17 protein-coding genes and 1 pseudogene are annotated in these 16,696 nt (G+C 61.2%); 17 read left to right on the top strand and 1 reads right to left on the bottom strand.

Annotated elements, in window-relative coordinates; all coding sequences use genetic code 11:
• Nucleotides 1-57: 57 nt before the first annotated feature.
• Nucleotides 58-309 (bottom strand): annotated as a pseudogene (locus tag NDB2M4_RS12375) (hypothetical protein); the annotation flags it as partial.
• A 240-nt stretch (nt 310-549) separates the two neighbouring features.
• On the opposite strand from NDB2M4_RS12375, the gene NDB2M4_RS12370 reads away from it, so the two are divergent.
• The 17 genes from NDB2M4_RS12370 to NDB2M4_RS12290 all read left to right on the top strand — a co-directional run bounded on the left by NDB2M4_RS12370 (nt 550) and on the right by NDB2M4_RS12290 (nt 16,532).
• Nucleotides 550-1,287, top strand: coding sequence for an STN domain-containing protein (locus tag NDB2M4_RS12370; protein ID WP_139247240.1), 738 nt, complete (start codon nt 550-552; stop codon nt 1,285-1,287).
• Between the two features lie 36 nt (nt 1,288-1,323).
• On the top strand, nt 1,324-2,001 hold the full coding sequence (locus NDB2M4_RS12365) for an energy transducer TonB family protein (protein WP_072375456.1): 678 nt from the start codon (nt 1,324-1,326) through the stop codon (nt 1,999-2,001).
• A 132-nt stretch (nt 2,002-2,133) separates the two neighbouring features.
• Nucleotides 2,134-2,682: an RNA polymerase sigma factor gene (locus NDB2M4_RS12360; RefSeq protein WP_072375453.1), complete on the top strand. Its 549-nt coding sequence runs from the start codon at nt 2,134-2,136 to the stop codon at nt 2,680-2,682.
• 64 nt (nt 2,683-2,746) lie between these two features.
• Nucleotides 2,747-3,709, top strand: a complete 963-nt coding sequence (locus tag NDB2M4_RS12355; RefSeq protein WP_083556268.1) for a FecR family protein — start codon at nt 2,747-2,749, stop codon at nt 3,707-3,709.
• A gap of 227 nt (nt 3,710-3,936) precedes the next feature.
• Nucleotides 3,937-5,607: a ShlB/FhaC/HecB family hemolysin secretion/activation protein gene (locus NDB2M4_RS12350; RefSeq protein WP_072375450.1), complete on the top strand. Its 1,671-nt coding sequence runs from the start codon at nt 3,937-3,939 to the stop codon at nt 5,605-5,607.
• 23 nt (nt 5,608-5,630) lie between these two features.
• A complete protein-coding gene (locus NDB2M4_RS12345; RefSeq protein WP_083556278.1) occupies nt 5,631-7,706 on the top strand; it encodes a DUF2341 domain-containing protein in 2,076 nt (691 codons plus the stop codon).
• Nucleotides 7,707-7,709: 3 nt separating this feature from the next.
• Nucleotides 7,710-8,114, top strand: a complete 405-nt coding sequence (locus tag NDB2M4_RS12340; protein WP_072375444.1) for an ExbD/TolR family protein — start codon at nt 7,710-7,712, stop codon at nt 8,112-8,114.
• Between the two features lie 215 nt (nt 8,115-8,329).
• Nucleotides 8,330-8,671 (top strand): hypothetical protein, encoded by a 342-nt coding sequence (locus NDB2M4_RS19995; RefSeq protein ID WP_139247239.1) that lies wholly within the window; start codon nt 8,330-8,332, stop codon nt 8,669-8,671.
• The gene (locus NDB2M4_RS12330; protein ID WP_072375438.1) at nt 8,668-9,390 is read left to right on the top strand and encodes a TonB C-terminal domain-containing protein; all 723 of its coding nucleotides are present in this window, start codon (nt 8,668-8,670) and stop codon (nt 9,388-9,390) included. Before NDB2M4_RS19995 ends, NDB2M4_RS12330 begins: the two co-directional genes overlap by 4 nt.
• A gap of 185 nt (nt 9,391-9,575) precedes the next feature.
• Nucleotides 9,576-11,444, top strand: coding sequence for a putative porin (locus NDB2M4_RS12325; RefSeq protein ID WP_072375435.1), 1,869 nt, complete (start codon nt 9,576-9,578; stop codon nt 11,442-11,444).
• A gap of 2 nt (nt 11,445-11,446) precedes the next feature.
• Nucleotides 11,447-12,058: a hypothetical protein gene (locus NDB2M4_RS12320; RefSeq protein ID WP_072375433.1), complete on the top strand. Its 612-nt coding sequence runs from the start codon at nt 11,447-11,449 to the stop codon at nt 12,056-12,058.
• A gap of 24 nt (nt 12,059-12,082) precedes the next feature.
• Nucleotides 12,083-13,093, top strand: a complete 1,011-nt coding sequence (locus NDB2M4_RS12315; RefSeq protein WP_072375430.1) for a peptidylprolyl isomerase — start codon at nt 12,083-12,085, stop codon at nt 13,091-13,093.
• 132 nt (nt 13,094-13,225) lie between these two features.
• Nucleotides 13,226-13,663 carry a hypothetical protein gene (locus NDB2M4_RS12310; protein ID WP_139247238.1) on the top strand — a complete coding sequence of 146 codons (438 nt, stop codon included), beginning with the start codon at nt 13,226-13,228 and terminating at the stop codon, nt 13,661-13,663.
• Between the two features lie 23 nt (nt 13,664-13,686).
• On the top strand, nt 13,687-14,046 hold the full coding sequence (locus NDB2M4_RS12305; protein ID WP_139247237.1) for a hypothetical protein: 360 nt from the start codon (nt 13,687-13,689) through the stop codon (nt 14,044-14,046).
• A 183-nt stretch (nt 14,047-14,229) separates the two neighbouring features.
• Nucleotides 14,230-14,976 (top strand): STN domain-containing protein, encoded by a 747-nt coding sequence (locus NDB2M4_RS12300; protein ID WP_072375422.1) that lies wholly within the window; start codon nt 14,230-14,232, stop codon nt 14,974-14,976.
• An 18-nt stretch (nt 14,977-14,994) separates the two neighbouring features.
• Entirely contained in the window at nt 14,995-15,552 is a 558-nt protein-coding gene (locus NDB2M4_RS12295; RefSeq protein ID WP_072375419.1) for an RNA polymerase sigma factor, read from the top strand.
• Nucleotides 15,549-16,532, top strand: coding sequence for a FecR family protein (locus NDB2M4_RS12290; RefSeq protein ID WP_072375417.1), 984 nt, complete (start codon nt 15,549-15,551; stop codon nt 16,530-16,532). Before NDB2M4_RS12295 ends, NDB2M4_RS12290 begins: the two co-directional genes overlap by 4 nt.
• Nucleotides 16,533-16,696: the final 164 nt, after the last annotated feature.

Here is a 16,696-nt window from a genome sequence, read left to right as displayed (position 1 = left end):
GCAAGTGTCCTTGTATATTGCTTCAGAGCGAAAGTTTGGCAGAGCCGTTAGCTCGCGTCAGCCCGCGGAGACCGGAAATCCGAGGCGAGACAGTGCATTTTCGGCAATGCGGCGGTCATCGCCGCCTTGCCCTTGCAGGGCGTCAAGCAGTCGAATGAGCTTGGCGAGTTTGCGGCGCTTCATCTCCTCGTGGAATACTTGCGACACCTCTGTCGGTGACAGCGCCAGTATCTCCTGAGCCATCTTGCGCGCCTCTGCGATCTTCTCATCCGACGCCATTTGACACCTGTGAACGCCTCGAACTTGGACGGCTAGCCGTCCTCGATCTCAGTTTAACAGGATTGGGTTACCGGTTGTACCCCGGACCGCTCACTGCGAAGTATCAAAGAACTCATGCGTACGGGCAAATCTCGAGCGTTTCGCGCAAGAGGCTCGTGAGTGTTGACAATGCGTCTGCGCCCGGGCCGGTGATGTCGTCAAACCGTTACATTCAGAGACTACCCGTCGGATCGGGTGGGGCAATCCCTCGTGCGCAGCACGGGAACAGGTATGAAGTATTTCTGTTGTAGAGCCGGCAGGGCGCCGGATTTCGTCTTCGGCCTAGCGTTGATCGCATCGGCGACAATTCTTCTCAACGGCTTGTTCATCTCAAAAGTTTGGAGCGAGGAGGTGGTAGCCACCTACTTCGGTCCAATAGCCTTCGATATCCCCAGTCAAGCGCTCAGCGATGCACTGCAGGCATACAGCCGCGCGAGCGGCGTCGAAGTGCTTTATGAAAGCAGCATTGGCCGATCGCTCAAGTCATCGGCGGTCAAGGGCATGTTCACGCGGCAAGCTGCCGTCGAACAGCTTTTGGCCGGAACGGATCTTGAGATCCAGTACACCCGCAGCGACGCCATCACCATCTCGTCGCCGTACCGCCAAGCCGATCTGCCGCCACCGACAGCGCTGGGCGATGCGGACCTGTTGCTCGATACGCTTCGCGTTTCGAGCGGACCGCGGCCCAGCGAGAGGGAGCTGGAAAACTTCGGTCAGAGCGTCAAGGTCGATATCGCCCAGGCTTTGCGTAGAGACGAGCGGACGAAGTCAGGGAACTACCGGGCCAGCGTGAAGCTCTGGATCAGTCCGGAACGCGTCGTGAACCGCGCAGAATTGGCACAATCAACCGGCGACGTCGGCCGCGATGCATCCATCGCGGACGCGCTCGGCGGCCTAGTCCTGCGCCAACGGCCGCCAGACAATGCGCCGCAACCGATACGCGTCGTTATTGTCGTGCGCTCGATGTAATAACACGCGATAGCAGTCGTCAGGACCTGGAGTGTGATGACCGACATGGGCCATGGGAGGCACGGCTTCTCGGGCGATGTCCTGAGACTTTTCGTGGCTTCGGCTGTCGCGGTGCTGTTGTTGGCGGGCGGTGTCTACTGGCTGCATCGACTGCCAGATGGTCGTGCTTCGTCCGAGAACGGCTCGACCGTTCAGGTCCAACTGCTTTTGACCACGGAGCCGACGCCTTATGCCGCTTCCGAGCCGCCCGAGCAGAGGCCGGCGGATAGCGTTGGTAGCTCCGATACTCCGCCTCAACTGCAGGCGAAGAGTAATCAGGAGGAGGAACTCGTCGTCCACGAGCAAGCCACCTCAGCGGTTCAAGCGCCTTCTGAACGTCGCAGTAGTGTTCGCTCTCCTCGCTCGCAGAAAACGGCGGCTTCGTCGGAGATGGCCCTGAGGTTTCAGCAGGCTCTCCTGCGCCACATCGCACGTTTTCAGCGCTACCCCGCGGCAGCGCGCAGCAGCGGAATGGAAGGCACGGTGCGCGTTGTGTTCGTCCTGCAGCGGGACGGCCGCGTTCTCGACGCGTGGGTCGAGACGAGCTCCGGGAAGCAACTGCTTGACCGGGAAGCCGTAGAGACGATCTTCCGAGCCGCTCCGCTGCCGGAGATTCCAGCCGAGCTGCCTGGCCAGATGCGGGTGCTTCTTCCCGTCGATTTTGCGCTTCCGTGATAAGTTTGCCACCGGCGTGCACGGACGAACTCGCGGCGTCGGCGAGCCGTCACAAATATGTAGTTCAGCGGCGGTATCGGCTTGCGGGGCAGTGCACCATTTCACGGAATGGTGGCGTAGGCGGGGTTTAACGTGTCTGAGGCTGACAGGGCCACACTGCAGAATCTGCTTGTCGCAAACTACAATTCGCTCAGCCGACGCCTCGCGCGCCGGCTGGGATCGGAGGAAAGTGCCGACGACGCCCTGCAGGACACCTTTCTTCGGCTCCAGCGCGGGACCGAGATCGGTGATATCCGAAGTCCCAAGGACTACCTGTTCAAAATTGCCCTAAACATTGCTGCCGACCAGCGCCGGGCTCGTTTGCGAAAATTGACGACAGATGAGGTCGATGCCCTCCTTCACATCGCGGACGACGCCCCGACACCTGAGCGTGTGGTAGAAGCGCGGTCGGAATTGCAGGCCTTGCTTCGCGCGATGGAAGAGCTGCCGGAACGACGCCGGGAGATATTCAAAGCGGCTCTTCTCGAAAAGGTGCCCCGTCGCGATCTTGCGGTGCGGTTCGGCGTCAGCGTCCGCACCATTGATTTTGAGGTTCAGCGTGCGCTCGAACACGGTATGAAATGTTTGGCCGCGACCTCGCCGGAATTCGCGCTCCGGGGTCGAGAATCGTCTACCGATTAGCGAGAAAGCATATAGATGATCGTGTTCCACCGCGCGGGCGCGGCGATATAGAGCATTTGCAGCCGTGACTCAGCCAACCGAACGGGCCTCTGACCTCGATCCGCTTCTGCGCGAAGCGATCGCAAAGGTCGTTGTGCTGACGTCAGGGGAGGCAACGACGGCGGATGCCGACGAGATCAAGCTCTGGCGCGCTCAAAGTCCCGATCACGAGGCCGCGTTTCGCTCGGCTGTGAAGCTATGGAAGCAGTTTGGAGAGGTCGCCGCCGCGCAATCGCCGAAACCGCTGAAGCGGGACAGGATCGCGCGGCGCGTGTTCATTGGAGGGGCTCTGGCTGCAACGGTCGCCGGTTATTGTGTGGTTCGGCCCCCGCTGGAGCTTTGGCCATCGTGGAGCGAGCTGCGTGCCGACTTTCGGACTGGAAAGGGTGAGCAACGAGAGGTCGCCCTTTCTGAAGCGACGACGGTGCAACTTGGGACGTTCACCAGCCTTGCTGTGCGTCCCGCATCCAAGGGCGGCGAACCCGACGTGCGGCTCATCTCTGGAGAGGCTGCGTTCACCACTCGAGATTCGAAGGGGCAGCCGCTTGTTGTGCAGGCGGAAGGGTTGCGCGTCATCGCCTCGGACGCAAGCTTCAACGCACGGTGTATCGATGGTGTTGTTGCCGTCACCTGCATTTCCGGCGATGTGAGCGTGGAGGAGGACGGGCAGACCGTTCTGCTCGTTGCCGGGCAACAGGTTTCATCTCGCAACGGTGCGCTCGGGACGGTGGCAGCCGTCGATGTAGGCAAAGCGACCTCGTGGCGCACGGGGATGCTCATCTTTCAGGACAAGCCGCTCTCCGAGGTAATCGATGAGGTCAACCGGTACCGTCCAGGCCGCATCGTCATTGCCAACGACGAGCTGAGCCATAGAGTCGTCAACGGGACGTTTCGCGGCGATCAGATCGATACTTTCATTGCCCAGATACAGCGTCTTTTCGGCGCGAAGGTGACCAATCTTCCAGCAGGCCTTTTGGTCCTGAGCTGATCTCGCAGGTTAGGACACTGTTCTTCGTGGCGCCCGGTCGACACCGCGCCGGTTCCCGAGCTGAATTCCTCACCACGCACGCGGTCAATCAAAAAAAGTCCACCCGCCGATTCGCATCGCCCCAAGTCGAGGCGTCTTTGAATTGATGGTGCACGCTTCCCTCGGGGGAGGGGCGCGGCGGTAGTGCGTTTGCACCTGTGGGGTGGGCGGTGAGTTTGCACGAGTACATGCGTAGGCGCAGCTGCGCCGGGGGACTGCGCACGGCGGCGGCCGTGGGCGTGCTCGCACTCTTCGCAGGGGCGGCGGGCGCTGCCTCGGATGAGAAGTCCACGACATCGGCGCAGCAGGTTGCGTCTGCCGACGCGGCCCAGCCGCCACCGTTCGATGTGTACGAGTTCCGCATCGACGGCGCGGATCATCTCGTCCAGGCGGAGGTCGAGGGTGCGGTCTATCCATTTCTCGGGCCGCAGAAGACGCCGCAAGATATCGAGAAGGCGCGCGCCGCGCTGGAGAAGGCGTATCACGATAAGGGCCTGCAGACCGTCAGCGTTTCCGTGCCGCAGCAGAATGTCGAAGCCGGAACCGTGGTGCTGGTTGTTACCGAGGGAAAAGTTGGAAATCTGCGCGTTAAGAATTCGCGCTATTTCGATCAGGACCTCATCAAAAGAAAGGCTCCGTCGCTGCAGGAGGGTGTTCTTCCCAACTTCAACGATGTCACGAAGGATCTCATCGCATTGAGCCAGTGGCCGGATCGGCGTGTCACGCCGGCCCTCCGAGCGGGCGTGACGCCCGGGACGGTTGATGTCGATCTGACGGTTGAAGATAAGCTGCCGCTGCATGCGAGCGTCGAACTCAACAATCGGCAGTCGCCCAACACCACACCGCTTCGCCTCAATACATCGATCCGCTACGACAATCTCTGGCAGCGCGGTCATTCGCTCAGCCTGAGCTATCAGACATCTCCCGAACAACGCGATGAGGTCGAGGTCTTCTCGGGCTCGTACCTCGGTCGCCTTACCGATTGGACGAGCATTCTCGTCTATGGCGTCGATTCATCCAGCAACGTTGCCACCGTTGGCGGGATGAATATCGTTGGTCCAGGACAGGTTCTTGGCACGCGGGCACTGCTGACGCTGCCGGCACTCGACGGCTTCTATCACAGCCTGTCATTTGGCATCGACTATAAGCATTTCGGCCAGATCGTGGAGCTCGGGTCGGACTCGTTCTCGTCACCGATTACCTATTATCCGCTCACCGCGAGCTACAGCACGACGTGGCAGGGCGAAAAGGTACTCACGCAGGCGAATTTCGGTGCAACCTTCAACTGGCGTGGACCGGGTAGCGATTTCGAGGAGTTCTGGATCAAGCGCGCATACGCCGAATCCAACTTCTTTCACGCCAATGTCGACGTGCAGCATACGCGCGAAATTGCACATGGTTTCCAGATTTTTGCAAAGGCCCAGACGCAGATATCCGACGGGCCGCTCGTTTCGAGTGAACAGTTCAGCATCGGTGGCTGGGATACGGTGCGCGGATACCTCGAGTCCGAGGCAATCGGCGACACGGGCGTAGCTGGGTCTCTGGAACTGCGCTCGCCAGACATTGCCGCACTTCTCCAGAAGCGGCGCAAGGACGAAGGCCTGGAAATGCAAGGCGAGCGGCCTGTCTTCAACGAATTCCGACTTTTCGCATTCGTCGACGGTGCGGCGGCGATGATCCATTCGCCGCTGCCTGAGCAGGACGCCAGCTACCGCCTTTGGAGCCTCGGCGTCGGTGCACGCTTCAAGATGCTCGAATACCTCGACGGCAGCGTCGCGCTGGCCGTCCCCATGACGACCGAAACAACAACGACCGCCAACGAACCTCGCGTCCTGTTCAGTGTAACGGGCGGGTTCTGATGACAACCGAGGAACGCAGCGCAATGTCCCGCCCGATCAACGGCACGACCGATAATCGACCGAGCCCCAGGAACTGGATGCGCAGGGCTTCAGCCCTCACGCTGGGCGCCGCCTTCGCGACAATCATGCTTACGACGTCGGCGGCGGCTTGGTGGAATGACGAATGGGAGATGCGCAAAAAGCTCTCGCTCGACACGAGCTCGACGGGCGCTGCGATTACCGATGCCATCGGTTCTCAGGCCGTTCTTATTCGCTTGCATGTCGGAAATTTTCGCTTTGCTGCTGCGAAAGAGGACGGCAGCGACCTCCGCTTTGTTTCCAGCGATGACAAAACCCCGTTGAAGCATCACATCGAGAAGTACGATGCTCTGCTCGGCGAGGCGCTGGTGTGGGTCAATCCCGGCGAACTGCAGCCCGGCGCAAAATCCGACATCTGGCTCTACTACGGCAATAAGAAAGCTGTCGCGACCAGCGACCCCAAAGGCACCTACGGCTCGGAGACGGCGCTCGTCTATCATTTCGCGGAGCGTGGAACGCCGCCGCAGGACTCCACCGTGTGGTTGAACAGCGCCCAAACCGCGGGCCAAGCAGCCGACGGATCGCTCATCGGACTTGGCCTCAAACTCGACGGTGCGGCGCCCATAACGATCCCTGCGACGGCTGCGCTCGCCTTCGCGCAGGACAGTCAGCTGACCTGGTCCGCATGGGTGAAACCGGCGGCGCTGCAGCGCAATGCCGTCATTTACAGCCGCCGCGAAGGCGCTAACGCCTTCGTCGTTGGAATGGACGACGGCGCTCCCTTCCTCGAGATCGCAGTGAATGGCGCCGTGCAGCGCACGGCCGCCGCGGCACCGGTGGCGCCGGGTGGCTGGCACCATGTGGCAGTCGTCGTTTCGCCTGGCCTCGCGACGCTCTATCTGGACGGCAGTGCTTACGGCTCGATCTCCACCACGCTGCCGGCACTCAACACGATTGCGCTGCTCGGCGGCGACAGTGCGGTTGCCGCACCACCAGCGCCAGCACGCCCTGCTCCAGCCGCCCCGGTGGCCGACGCTTCTGTGGCTGCCGCTGATCCCAATGCTGCACCGGCTGATGCTGCCGCGCCTGCCGGTGATGCCGATGCCGCACTGGCAGCGGACGGCAGCGCACCGGTAGCCGAACCTACGCTGCCAGCACGGGCCGTCGCACCCGCGCCTGCTGCGTCGTCTGCAGCCGGATTTGCCGGCGACATCGACGAACTGATGATTATCAAGGCGGCGCGTCCTGCCGGCTTCATCAAGGCGCTCGTGGCTTCGCAGGGCACCGATCCTAGCAAGTTCATCGTCTTCAGCGTGGACGAGGAGACGTCGAGCTGGCTCACGGGATACTTCGGCGTTCTGCTGAAGTCGGTGACCTTCGACGGCTGGGTGGTCATCGCGATCCTGCTCGTGATGGGTGTCGCCAGCTGGATGGTGATGGTTGAGAAGCACGGCTACCTCAGCCGCCAGAAGAAAGGCAACGACGCCTTCACCGATCGGTTCCGCAGCATGCGTGGCGACTTGACGACGCTGCTCGATGCGGACGCCGTGCCAGCCGATGGGAAGCGCCGCCGCAATCCGCTGGGCAATTCCTCGCTCTTCAGGATCTACAAGATCGGTGCGAAAGAGATCCGCGGCCGCTTCCCTGACGATGCGCAGGGCAGCACGCATCCCCTCAGCGCCGAAGCGATCGCCGCGATCCGCGCAGCGCTCGACGCCGGTCTGGTGCGTGAGCTGCAGCAACTCAATCGGCTCATGGTCATACTGACAATCTCGATCTCCGGTGGTCCGTTCCTGGGTCTTCTCGGCACCGTGATGGGCGTCATGATTACCTTTGCCGCCATCGCTATGTCAGGTGACGTCAACATCAACGCGATCGCTCCAGGTGTTGCCGGTGCGCTGGTCGCGACTGTCGCTGGTCTTTCCGTCGCCATCCCGGCCCTGTTTGGATACAACTGGCTGACACTCCGCATCCGCGATCTGACGAGCGACATGCAGGTCTTCGTCGACGAGTTCACGACGAAGCTCGCCGAGACGTACAGCGCAGATCGCCCTCGCAAACTGCCGATGGCGGCGGAGTGACCCATGCAAATCCAATCCGAAAACAAACCGTACGACGACATCAACGTCACGCCGATGCTCGACCTCGCGTACGTGTTGCTGATCATCTTCATCGTTATGACCACGGCGACTGTGCAGGGCATGAAGGTGAACCTGCCGAAAGCTTCCGCCGCGCCCAGTCTTGCGCAGCAGACGACGAAGGCGATCACAGTGTCGAATGACGGGAAGATATTTCTCGACACGATACCCGTCACGCTGCCCGAGCTCGAGCAGCGCCTCGTGCAGATGAAGGCTCTGACGCCTGAGTTTCCCGTCGTGCTGCGTGGAGATGCGCAAACACAGTACCAGAACGTGATGGACGTGCTCGATCTGCTCGGGCGACTGAGCATCACGCAGGTCGGCCTCGCAACCAAGCCACTCGTGAAATGATGTATCTCCGCAAACTTGTGTCGCAACCGGACAGCGTCTCGGGCCAGTGTTGCGCGGGAAATGATACGGGCTGGTTGGCGCGCGTCTGCCGCTGGGTCGCTGCGATCGCCGGAGCAAATGCCGGTGCTGCGAGAACGGCCGAAACGGACGTTGCGCCGCCTACGCCCAGATCCTGTGCGTCGCAGGGCACTACCCATGCGTTCAGATGCCAGTTCGTGGATGTCGCGGCGGACAACATTCTGTCATTTCCGGAGACGGAATGGAGTTTGTTAAATCGTCTCGCGCGAGAGGTCGGTTCGCAGTGTCGTGCGGTCAACGGACACGGTCTCGAAGTAGACTTTCTGCAGATTGCAGGAGGAGCGGCGCTCAAATTGTGGATCGACCGCACTGCATATGCCGAGATCGCCTCGTTGGGCAGAACATACCGTGTGGTGCTCGGTGCCAACCTACCCACTTGCATCTCACTCGAGACAAGCGATTTCGAAGAGGCTAGCGGCTTTATTCGCGACTATGTGCTCGCCACGGGTTTTCGGCTCGATGCAGGAGACCGCGCATGAGCGAGGCCGTCCTTGATGATCGGGTGGGGCAAGGTCCGTCAGTCGGCCAGCGTGTGTTCGGCATCGGTGCCGGACTTACAGTGGCGACGCTTTTGGTCGCCGCGGTGTACGTCGTGCTGCAGGATGATTCCCCGCCTACGCGCCCTGTTCACGAGTTGACAATCGTCAACATCATCACGCCGCCGCCGCCACCACCACAGGAGATGCAACAACCGGAACCCGAGCCGGAGATGATCGAGCAACCCGAGATCACCGAAGCCGACATCAAGGAAGAGGCGCCCACCGAAGAGCCGAAGGAAGCGCCGCCGGAGGAGAGCGCGGAGCCTCCTTTGGGGCCGCTGGGTCTCGACCAGGCGGCCGATGGTCCTGGCGATCAGTTCAACCTGGCTGCCAATCCCGGTGGACGCGGTTTGGTCAACGGCGGTGGTGGCGGCGGCAGTCGTTGGGGTTGGTACGCGTCGATCGTTCAGCAGCAGATCGAATCTGCGCTTAGGGCAAATCCAAAGACAAAAAGCATCGTCGCACGAGTCGAAATGAGGATTTGGGCGGACGGCAGCGGACGCATCCATCGTGTCGTGATCAGTCCGTCAACCGGAGATCAAGCTGTCGATGCGGCGCTGCGAGGAGAAGTCCTGTCTGGTCTCGTCCTCCGCCAGCCCCCGCCAGCCGATATGCCGATGCCGATCGTCGTGCGTGTTACGGCGAGCAGGGCGACATGAAGTGCGCGTGAAACGACCCACGACATGGGGCGCAGAGTAAAGGCCTGATTGAGAGTTCAAGGGACTCCAGGCCGAGTTAGTTGAGTGAGTACCGGGGGGTAGGAAGTATGTCGGTGTCAGTTGCGTTTGCGTCCCAACGTTTGGGTCCGCTGGTTTCCGTTTCATTGGTCGCTCTGGCGGCGGTTATGTCCCCCGTTAGTGCTCAGCAACTCGATTGGGCCCCACAGCTACGTCTCGCCGCGGCCGAAGGCAACGTTGCGGAGCCTGGCCAGACGGCTGCGGGTACCGATGCCGGTGCGCAGGCTACGGAGGCAGCTCCCGGCCCGGAGGCCGAAGGAGAGAAGCCGACCGTATCCACGGACCGGGCCGTCTCGCCAAACGCTACCGTCAACCTCATCAACGTTCTCGTCCAGAAAGGCGTCATCACACAGGAACAGGCCGACGAGCTGGTGCCGCAGGTGGACGACGAGTCGATGGTGACGCGTGAAGCCGTAAAGACCGCCACCGCCCGAGCGGAAGAAGCGGCGAAAGCAGCCTCGGCTGCCGCATCAGCCGCGACGCCACCCGGCAGCAAGCGCGTCTCGTATGTTCCCGAGGTGGTGAAGCAGGAGCTTCGCGACGAAATCAAGAAAAAGGTTATGCAGCAGGCTAAGGACGAGGGCTGGGCATCGCCAGGCAAGTATCCGGAGTGGGCTTCACGCATCAAGCTCTACGGCGACCTGCGCACCCGGTACGAGGGACACTTCTACCCCGGGGATGGATACAACTCGGTTGGACAGCTCTACGACTATAACAAGATCAACACCGGATCGCCCTATGACGTCTCCGTACTCGATCCTACGTTCGGGCCCCTGATCAATACGACGCAGGATCGTCAGCGTTACCGGATCCGCGCGCGGATCGGCATGGACGCCGACCTCGAGGAGGGATTCTCGGTCGGCATGCGCATCGCGACGGGATCGGATAATTCGCCGGTCTCCACCAACCAGACGATGACGGGCAACTTCGCCAAATACGATCTTTGGCTAGACCGCGCCTATCTGAAGTTCGAGCCGGCGAAGTCGCCATTCGAGCACTACGGGTTGCTCGACAACACGGTGTTCAAAGTCGGCCGCTTCGACAATCCATTCTGGCGGCCTACCGAGCTGGTATGGGATGAGGACCTGGGGTTTGATGGCTTTGCGGTGCAGGGAACGCACGAAATTCGCCCGGGATTGACGGCATTCGGTAACGTCGGCGCGTTCGCGATGTTCAACACCTCACTCGACTTCTCGTATAACGAGGCGCGCAAATTCGAGAGCAAGGACAAGTATCTCTACGGTGCGCAGATCGGAGCGAACTGGCAGATCCGCCCTACGATCGGCCTCACCGTAGGTGCTAGTGTGTTCGAGTATCAGAACGTCAAGGGACGGTTGTCTGAGCCCTGCAACCTGCAGGTCTCGAAGGATTGCAGTACCGACCATCTGCGACCATCGTTTGCGCAGAAGGGCAACACCTATCGCTACCTTCGCGATATTGTGCCGCCGGTTGGTCACACGCCTGGCACGCCATTCGCCCAGCCAGAATACTTCGGGCTAGCCAGCGACTACATGCCGGTCGTTTTCGCTTCGCGTCTCGACTTCGCGCATTTCGATCCCGCGCATATCATGCTCGACACCGAGTTCGTGTGGAATCCAGTCTTCAATCAGGCGGCCATCGATAGGGTCAATACCAACAACTGCGCCCCCAATATGCCAGCAACAATATGCAACTTCGACGGCGGCAATATCGGATTCCTGGCGCGCCTCAGCGTCGGCCACAAAACTTTCGATGAGTTCGGCGATTGGAATGTCCATGTCGGCTACAAGTACCTCGAATCCGATGCGACGCTCGACGCATTTGCGGATAGCGACTTCGGCCTCGGCGGCACGAACCTCAAGGGCTACTTCCTAGGTGGCAACTTCGCGGTGTCGCACAGCATCGTGGCGACGGCAAAGTGGATGAGCGCCAACTCCATCGCTGGTGCGCCCTATGCCGTCGATCTCCTCCAAGTCGATCTCAACGCAAAGTTCTGATCATGAAGCTCATCATCAAGACGGCAACATCGATCGCGGCAGTTCTCGCCATCGCCACCGGTGCCCAGGCAGACACCGAGGTTGACAGACTTCGCGAGGCACTGCGGTCCACCACCATGCAGGTGCGGGCGCTGGAGGATCAGCGCACGAGCCTGCAGGCAAAGACGGCACAGCTCGAGCGCGACAATGCCGCGCTCAAGTCTCAGGTCGACGCGGCTAAAGCCGAGGTCAAGCAGGTGAAGAAGGACTACCGCGAGGCGGTCAAGGAGTTCAATGCCCGCCTCGAGGAACGCAACCAGACACTGGAGAAGTGGAAGGAAGCCTACGCAGAGGCTGCTACGGTCGCGAGGACCAAGGACGCCGAGCGGGCGAGGCTGGAAGTCGAATCCAACAACTGGAAAGCCAGCACTGCCGCGTGCACGGACAAGAACAAGCAGTTGGTTAAGGTCGGTCGCGAACTTCTTGCTGAGTATGAGAGCGTAACGTTGGGCGACGCACTGCTGGTCCGCGAGCCGTTCACTGGCATCAAACGCACGCAAGTTAAGGGCGTGCTCGAAGACTACGACGAAAAGATCGACACGCAACGTGTTTCCGACCAACGCGCGCAACGCTGAAACTGGAGCAAGCAAGTGACTGAGATGACGAAGCAGAGTGGGAAGCGGATCATCGGTCTCGTGGCGGCAGGGTTGATGCTGTCAGTATCGGGTGGCGCGATGGCGCAGGCGCCCCAAAAGAAGGCGGCTGCGCCAGCGGCCGTAGCACCTGCGGCTCCAGCTGGTAAGCCCGCGGCCCCGGCTCGGGCCACTGCGCCGGTCGACGCCAGCGTCGTTGCTCGCGCGGGCGACTATAACCTAACGCGGGATGCGATCCGGGCGTTCGTCGCAACGCTGCCGGCGAACGAGCAGGCGGCGCTTGCCCGCGATCCCGCCCTGTTCAGTCAGACGCTGCGCGTGCTGCTCGCGAACCAGCTCGTACTGAAGGAAGCAACGGCGAAGAAGTGGGAGAATGAGGCCGCGGTCGCCACGCAGATCCAGCGCGCCCGCGACAACGTCGTGGTCGAAACTTACCTCCAGGCGATGTCGACCCCGCCTGCCGACTTCCCATCGCAGGCCGAACTGGAGAAGGCCTACGAGGCGAGCAAGGCTTCGCTCGTTGTGCCGCGCCAGTTCCAGGTGGCGCAGATCTACATTTCGCTTCCGGCCGGCGCCAGCAAGGAGCAGGCCGACAAGGCAGCGAAGAAGGTTGCAGACGTGCAGGCTAAGTTGAAGCAGGCGGGCGCCGACTTCGCGGCAATCGCCAAGACGGACTCGGACGAGCCGGACAGCGCAGCGCGCGGCGGCGAGATCGGCTGGCTGGCCGAGACCCAGTTGAAGCCGGAGATCAAGGCCCAGGTTATCGGGCTGCAAAAGGGAGCGACGAGCGAGCCGGTGAAGGCCGCCGAGGGTTGGCACTTCCTCAAGCTGATCGACACGAAGCCGGCTTCAACTCTCACGTTCGATCAGGTTCGCAGCGCGCTGGCGCAGCGTCTGCGCGCACAGCAGGCAGAGGCAACGCGCCGCGCATACCTCGCGCGCCTGCTCGAGCAGAGCCCACCAACCATCAATGAACTGGCGCTATCGCAGGTCCTGGACCAGCCAAAGACCGACTAACAATCCGTTCCTACTCCTACCCGCGGTGACCCACGCTCCGCGGGCTACGCGCCAAGCCTGATCTGGATCGATACGGATCAGGCTTGGACTTTTCTCAGCCTTCGCATGAGTCATGGTCGGATGGAGCTGGTCATGCAACGCAATCGTTTGACGAGTGCTCTGGTGGCGTCGCTTCTGTGCGGGGGGACATATGGTGTTTGCTCGACGGGAGCTGTCGCTCAACAGGCTGTTTCGCCGACACAGGCCCCGCAGGCATGGATCGAATTTGCCAACAAGCTGCGCATGGCCGCAGAAAGCGCGATTGCTTCGAAGAGCGCCGCGGCGCAACGGCTGCATGATGGTCTAAGAAATGCGCGGGCCAACGACGCACAGCAGGTTCCCTCCAGCATCGTGGTGAGCATCTGGATTGGGTCGGCCGGTACTGTGGAGCGTGTGGCCTTCAAGTCCATAGGTGTGGCGCCAGCGGACGATGGATTGCGTGACGTCCTGCAGAGGGTCAGCGCCGGAGCACCGCCTTCCGGCATGCTGCAGCCTGTGCGTCTCAGATTGAAGCTGTCCGCCGCCAACTAAGATCGGGGCAAGGGAGTGCAAGTATGCGATCCGCGCTTATCTCGCTAACAGTTCTCTTTACAGTGACCTCTCCGGCAATCGGTCAGCAGGGAACTGGGAGCGTGGAGTTGCCGCCTCTCGTCAACGAGGCTCCCGCGGAGAACTGCGTCGAGGTGGAGATCGGTACGGCGAAAACCTACGACTGCCTCAACAGCAAGCTCAAGGAGATGAGCACGCGCGTTCCGGCTGTGCCCAATCTACCGCCTTTCGATGCCCGTTCTCGTGATACCAGCATCGGAATTGTGAACGTTCCTGCTGTGCGTCAGCAGTACGGCCCAAACTTCGGAAAGTCCGTCGTGCCTTACCGTCCCACACCGCCTTCGAACACGCCGCGGGGACCGTGAGGGCGTCCTAGGTGGGCGGGTGGCTTACTTGACATCTAACTCTAGTAAGCGATCCACGGCGAAGAGGGGCAAGACGCGCATCTTATGGCCTCAGGGGGCGGGTTTTTGAAGCGGAAACATGAGGGTTCCCTCCGGCTGTCGAAGCGCAGTCGACCAGATTGGAGCTTAGCGTCTTAGTGCGACATGGAACTGCAAAGAAGCAAGCTTAGTCTGCTTCGCGGGGTGGCGAGCGCGAGGGCTGTGGTGGTGCCATTTTCGGCGTTTTTCGCTCGTCTGGCGTCAACTTTCATCGGCTCCGTTATTGCGGTTTCGGTTTCACTATCGGCGCTCGTGACTGGAGCATTTGCCGGCTCTGTCGCTCAAGCTGTCAACTTTCATATTTTGGCCCAGCCGCTCGCTTCGGCGCTCACGGCCTATAGCCTCACCTCCGGCCTCGAACTCTACTACGATGGAGCGCTGGCCATCGGCCGAGAGTCTACCGCTGTCATAGGTACGTTTGAGCCGGATGATGCGCTCGGTTCGTTGCTGAGCGGAACTGGTCTGGTGGCACGCCGGAGCGGTCCGAGAAGTCTGACGATTACAGCCAGACGCCCCATTGTTGTGGCCGGCTCGTCTGCGCAAACCTACTTCGCTTTCGTCCAGACGCGTGTGTCGGAGGCGTTGTGTGCGCAGGCGGAGACGCGGCCGACAAGCGGCGACTTCGTCATTCAGTTTTGGGTCTCGCGATCCGGAGAAATCAGCAGGATCCGGCTGCTGGATGCGCCGCCAAATACTTCTGGCGAAGACGCATTTGCACGTGCGCTGCGCGGTCTGCAGATCGGAGCGGTCCCACCCGAGGGACTACCCCAGCCTATCACAATGGCAATTCTCGCCAGGACGGGGCGCGAGCCCAGTGGTTGTGCCAATACGACTATGACTGCGGCGCGCTGATATGACAGCGGAAGAGCCATGAGCAGTGCAGCCCGCGACGTCTTGCGCCGCTTCTTCGTACTTGGGTATGATGAGTTGCGCTCCCGGCTGACCCGCCGCCTCGGTTCGGCGGAGTTGGCCGCTGACGCATTGCACGAAACATGGTTGCAGATCGAGCGCGCTGAACCTTCGGGGCATGTACACAGTCCTCGAAACTACTTGCTGCAGATGGCCGCGAATCTCGCCGCTAAGCAGCGTGCATCTGACAACCGTCTCGTCACGCTCAGCGACGCCAAACACGCCATTGGATTGGTCGACGAAGATCCCGATCCCGAGCGCGCGGTCTTAGCGCGATCAGACATCCAGGCGCTCGCGCGTGCACTGTCAGAACTCAGTCCTCGACGTCGTGAAGTCCTTCTGGCTTCTCGTGTGCACGGCGAAACGATGCGCTCGATAGCCAGTCGGCTGGGCATTTCGCTCCGACTTGCCGAACTTGAACTGAGGGATGCCCTCGCGCACTGCGCGCTGCGACTTCAGCGGCTCGACACTAGGTCGAATGTGCGGGCCGCGGCACGCGAGGACGGGGAGCCGAGATGACCGCACGATCCCCACGTGGCGCGACCATTCAAAGTACCGCTGTATTGCTCTCGGCTGTAGACCGTGAGGCACACGATTGGTTGCTGCGCTTCGTCAGCGGAACGGCGACAGGTGGCGATCTCGAAGCATTTCGGTCGTGGGCCGCTCGCAGCAGCGCTCATATCGAGGCTTTCGACAACGTCTGCCGCATTTGGGAGGGAACGGGGCCAGCCAACCAGTTGCTTCTTGCCGCGAGGGGCCCGGCGCGACAAGGCAGCATGGGGCGGCGGGGATTCATTTCGGGAGCGATCGCCGCCACCGTGGCAGGCTATCTTTCAGTCCGTCCGCCACTGGGTCTATGGCCGTCGGTATCTGAGCTTGCCGCCGACTATCGCACGGCACCTGGGGAACGGCGCAGCATTGCGCTGTCAGGCGGACCTTCGGTCGAGCTCAACACGCGCACCAGCATATCGTTGTTGCCGTCTGAAGGCGGAGCGGAGGGGTTCAGGTTGATCGCTGGTGAGGCCTCAATATCGGCGCGAGTGAGCGGACGGGCTGTCCGGGTAAAAGCTGGTGCCGGCGAAATTCGCTCTAATAGTGCAATTTTCAACGTCCGTTACGACGGTGAGATCGTTCGTACAACATGCATCGAGGGCAAGGTGATGGTTGCATGCGGCGGCCGATCTGCTCTCATTGGAGCGAGCGATCAGATTACCTATTCGGCAAATGGCCTCGGCGCAGGTGCTAGTGTCGACGCTGCTGCCGTGACGTCCTGGAGAAGCGGCATTCTCACGTTCGAGGAAGCTCCGCTGACGGACGCGATTGCTGAGATCAATCGGTACCGGACCGGGCCGATCATCCTCGCCAATGCGGAATTGGGGCGCCGCCTCTTCAACGCGCAATTTCCGATATCCAGCATCGACGGGGTCGTCGAGCAGATTAAGCTGGTCTTTGGCGCGCACGCCGTAGAGCTGCCAGGAGGCATCATTCTTTTGAGTTGAGTGAGGGCTGTCGCATAGTCGCCGATCCGCAACACTTTGCTCTGCATGTGAAAAGCCCTGGGGACTTTTTTTGCGGCTTCGATGCCTGGGAAGGATCTACGCAGCAGACGCTGGCATCGACAGCCGGCGGCTGTGTCTCAATTCTTCAAGCTGCGTGAGGGCCC

This window comes from Hyphomicrobium sp. NDB2Meth4 (assembly GCF_900117445.1).
In the GTDB taxonomy this organism is placed as follows: Bacteria; Pseudomonadota; Alphaproteobacteria; order Rhizobiales; family Hyphomicrobiaceae; genus Hyphomicrobium_A.
This window is presented reverse-complemented; position numbering and strand designations above follow the sequence as displayed.

Coding starts and splice junctions, on each gene's coding strand:
- NDB2M4_RS12365 (WP_072375456.1), top strand. CDS start 1,324: ATGACCGACATGGGCCATGGGAGGCACGGCTTCTCGGGCGATGTCCTG.
- NDB2M4_RS12345 (WP_083556278.1), top strand. CDS start 5,631: ATGTCCCGCCCGATCAACGGCACGACCGATAATCGACCGAGCCCCAGG.
- NDB2M4_RS12315 (WP_072375430.1), top strand. CDS start 12,083: ATGACGAAGCAGAGTGGGAAGCGGATCATCGGTCTCGTGGCGGCAGGG.
- NDB2M4_RS12340 (WP_072375444.1), top strand. CDS start 7,710: ATGCAAATCCAATCCGAAAACAAACCGTACGACGACATCAACGTCACG.
- NDB2M4_RS12370 (WP_139247240.1), top strand. CDS start 550: ATGAAGTATTTCTGTTGTAGAGCCGGCAGGGCGCCGGATTTCGTCTTC.
- NDB2M4_RS12305 (WP_139247237.1), top strand. CDS start 13,687: ATGCGATCCGCGCTTATCTCGCTAACAGTTCTCTTTACAGTGACCTCT.
- NDB2M4_RS12350 (WP_072375450.1), top strand. CDS start 3,937: ATGCGTAGGCGCAGCTGCGCCGGGGGACTGCGCACGGCGGCGGCCGTG.
- NDB2M4_RS12325 (WP_072375435.1), top strand. CDS start 9,576: ATGTCCCCCGTTAGTGCTCAGCAACTCGATTGGGCCCCACAGCTACGT.
- NDB2M4_RS12320 (WP_072375433.1), top strand. CDS start 11,447: ATGAAGCTCATCATCAAGACGGCAACATCGATCGCGGCAGTTCTCGCC.
- NDB2M4_RS12310 (WP_139247238.1), top strand. CDS start 13,226: ATGCAACGCAATCGTTTGACGAGTGCTCTGGTGGCGTCGCTTCTGTGC.
- NDB2M4_RS12300 (WP_072375422.1), top strand. CDS start 14,230: ATGGAACTGCAAAGAAGCAAGCTTAGTCTGCTTCGCGGGGTGGCGAGC.
- NDB2M4_RS12330 (WP_072375438.1), top strand. CDS start 8,668: ATGAGCGAGGCCGTCCTTGATGATCGGGTGGGGCAAGGTCCGTCAGTC.
- NDB2M4_RS12295 (WP_072375419.1), top strand. CDS start 14,995: ATGAGCAGTGCAGCCCGCGACGTCTTGCGCCGCTTCTTCGTACTTGGG.
- NDB2M4_RS12290 (WP_072375417.1), top strand. CDS start 15,549: ATGACCGCACGATCCCCACGTGGCGCGACCATTCAAAGTACCGCTGTA.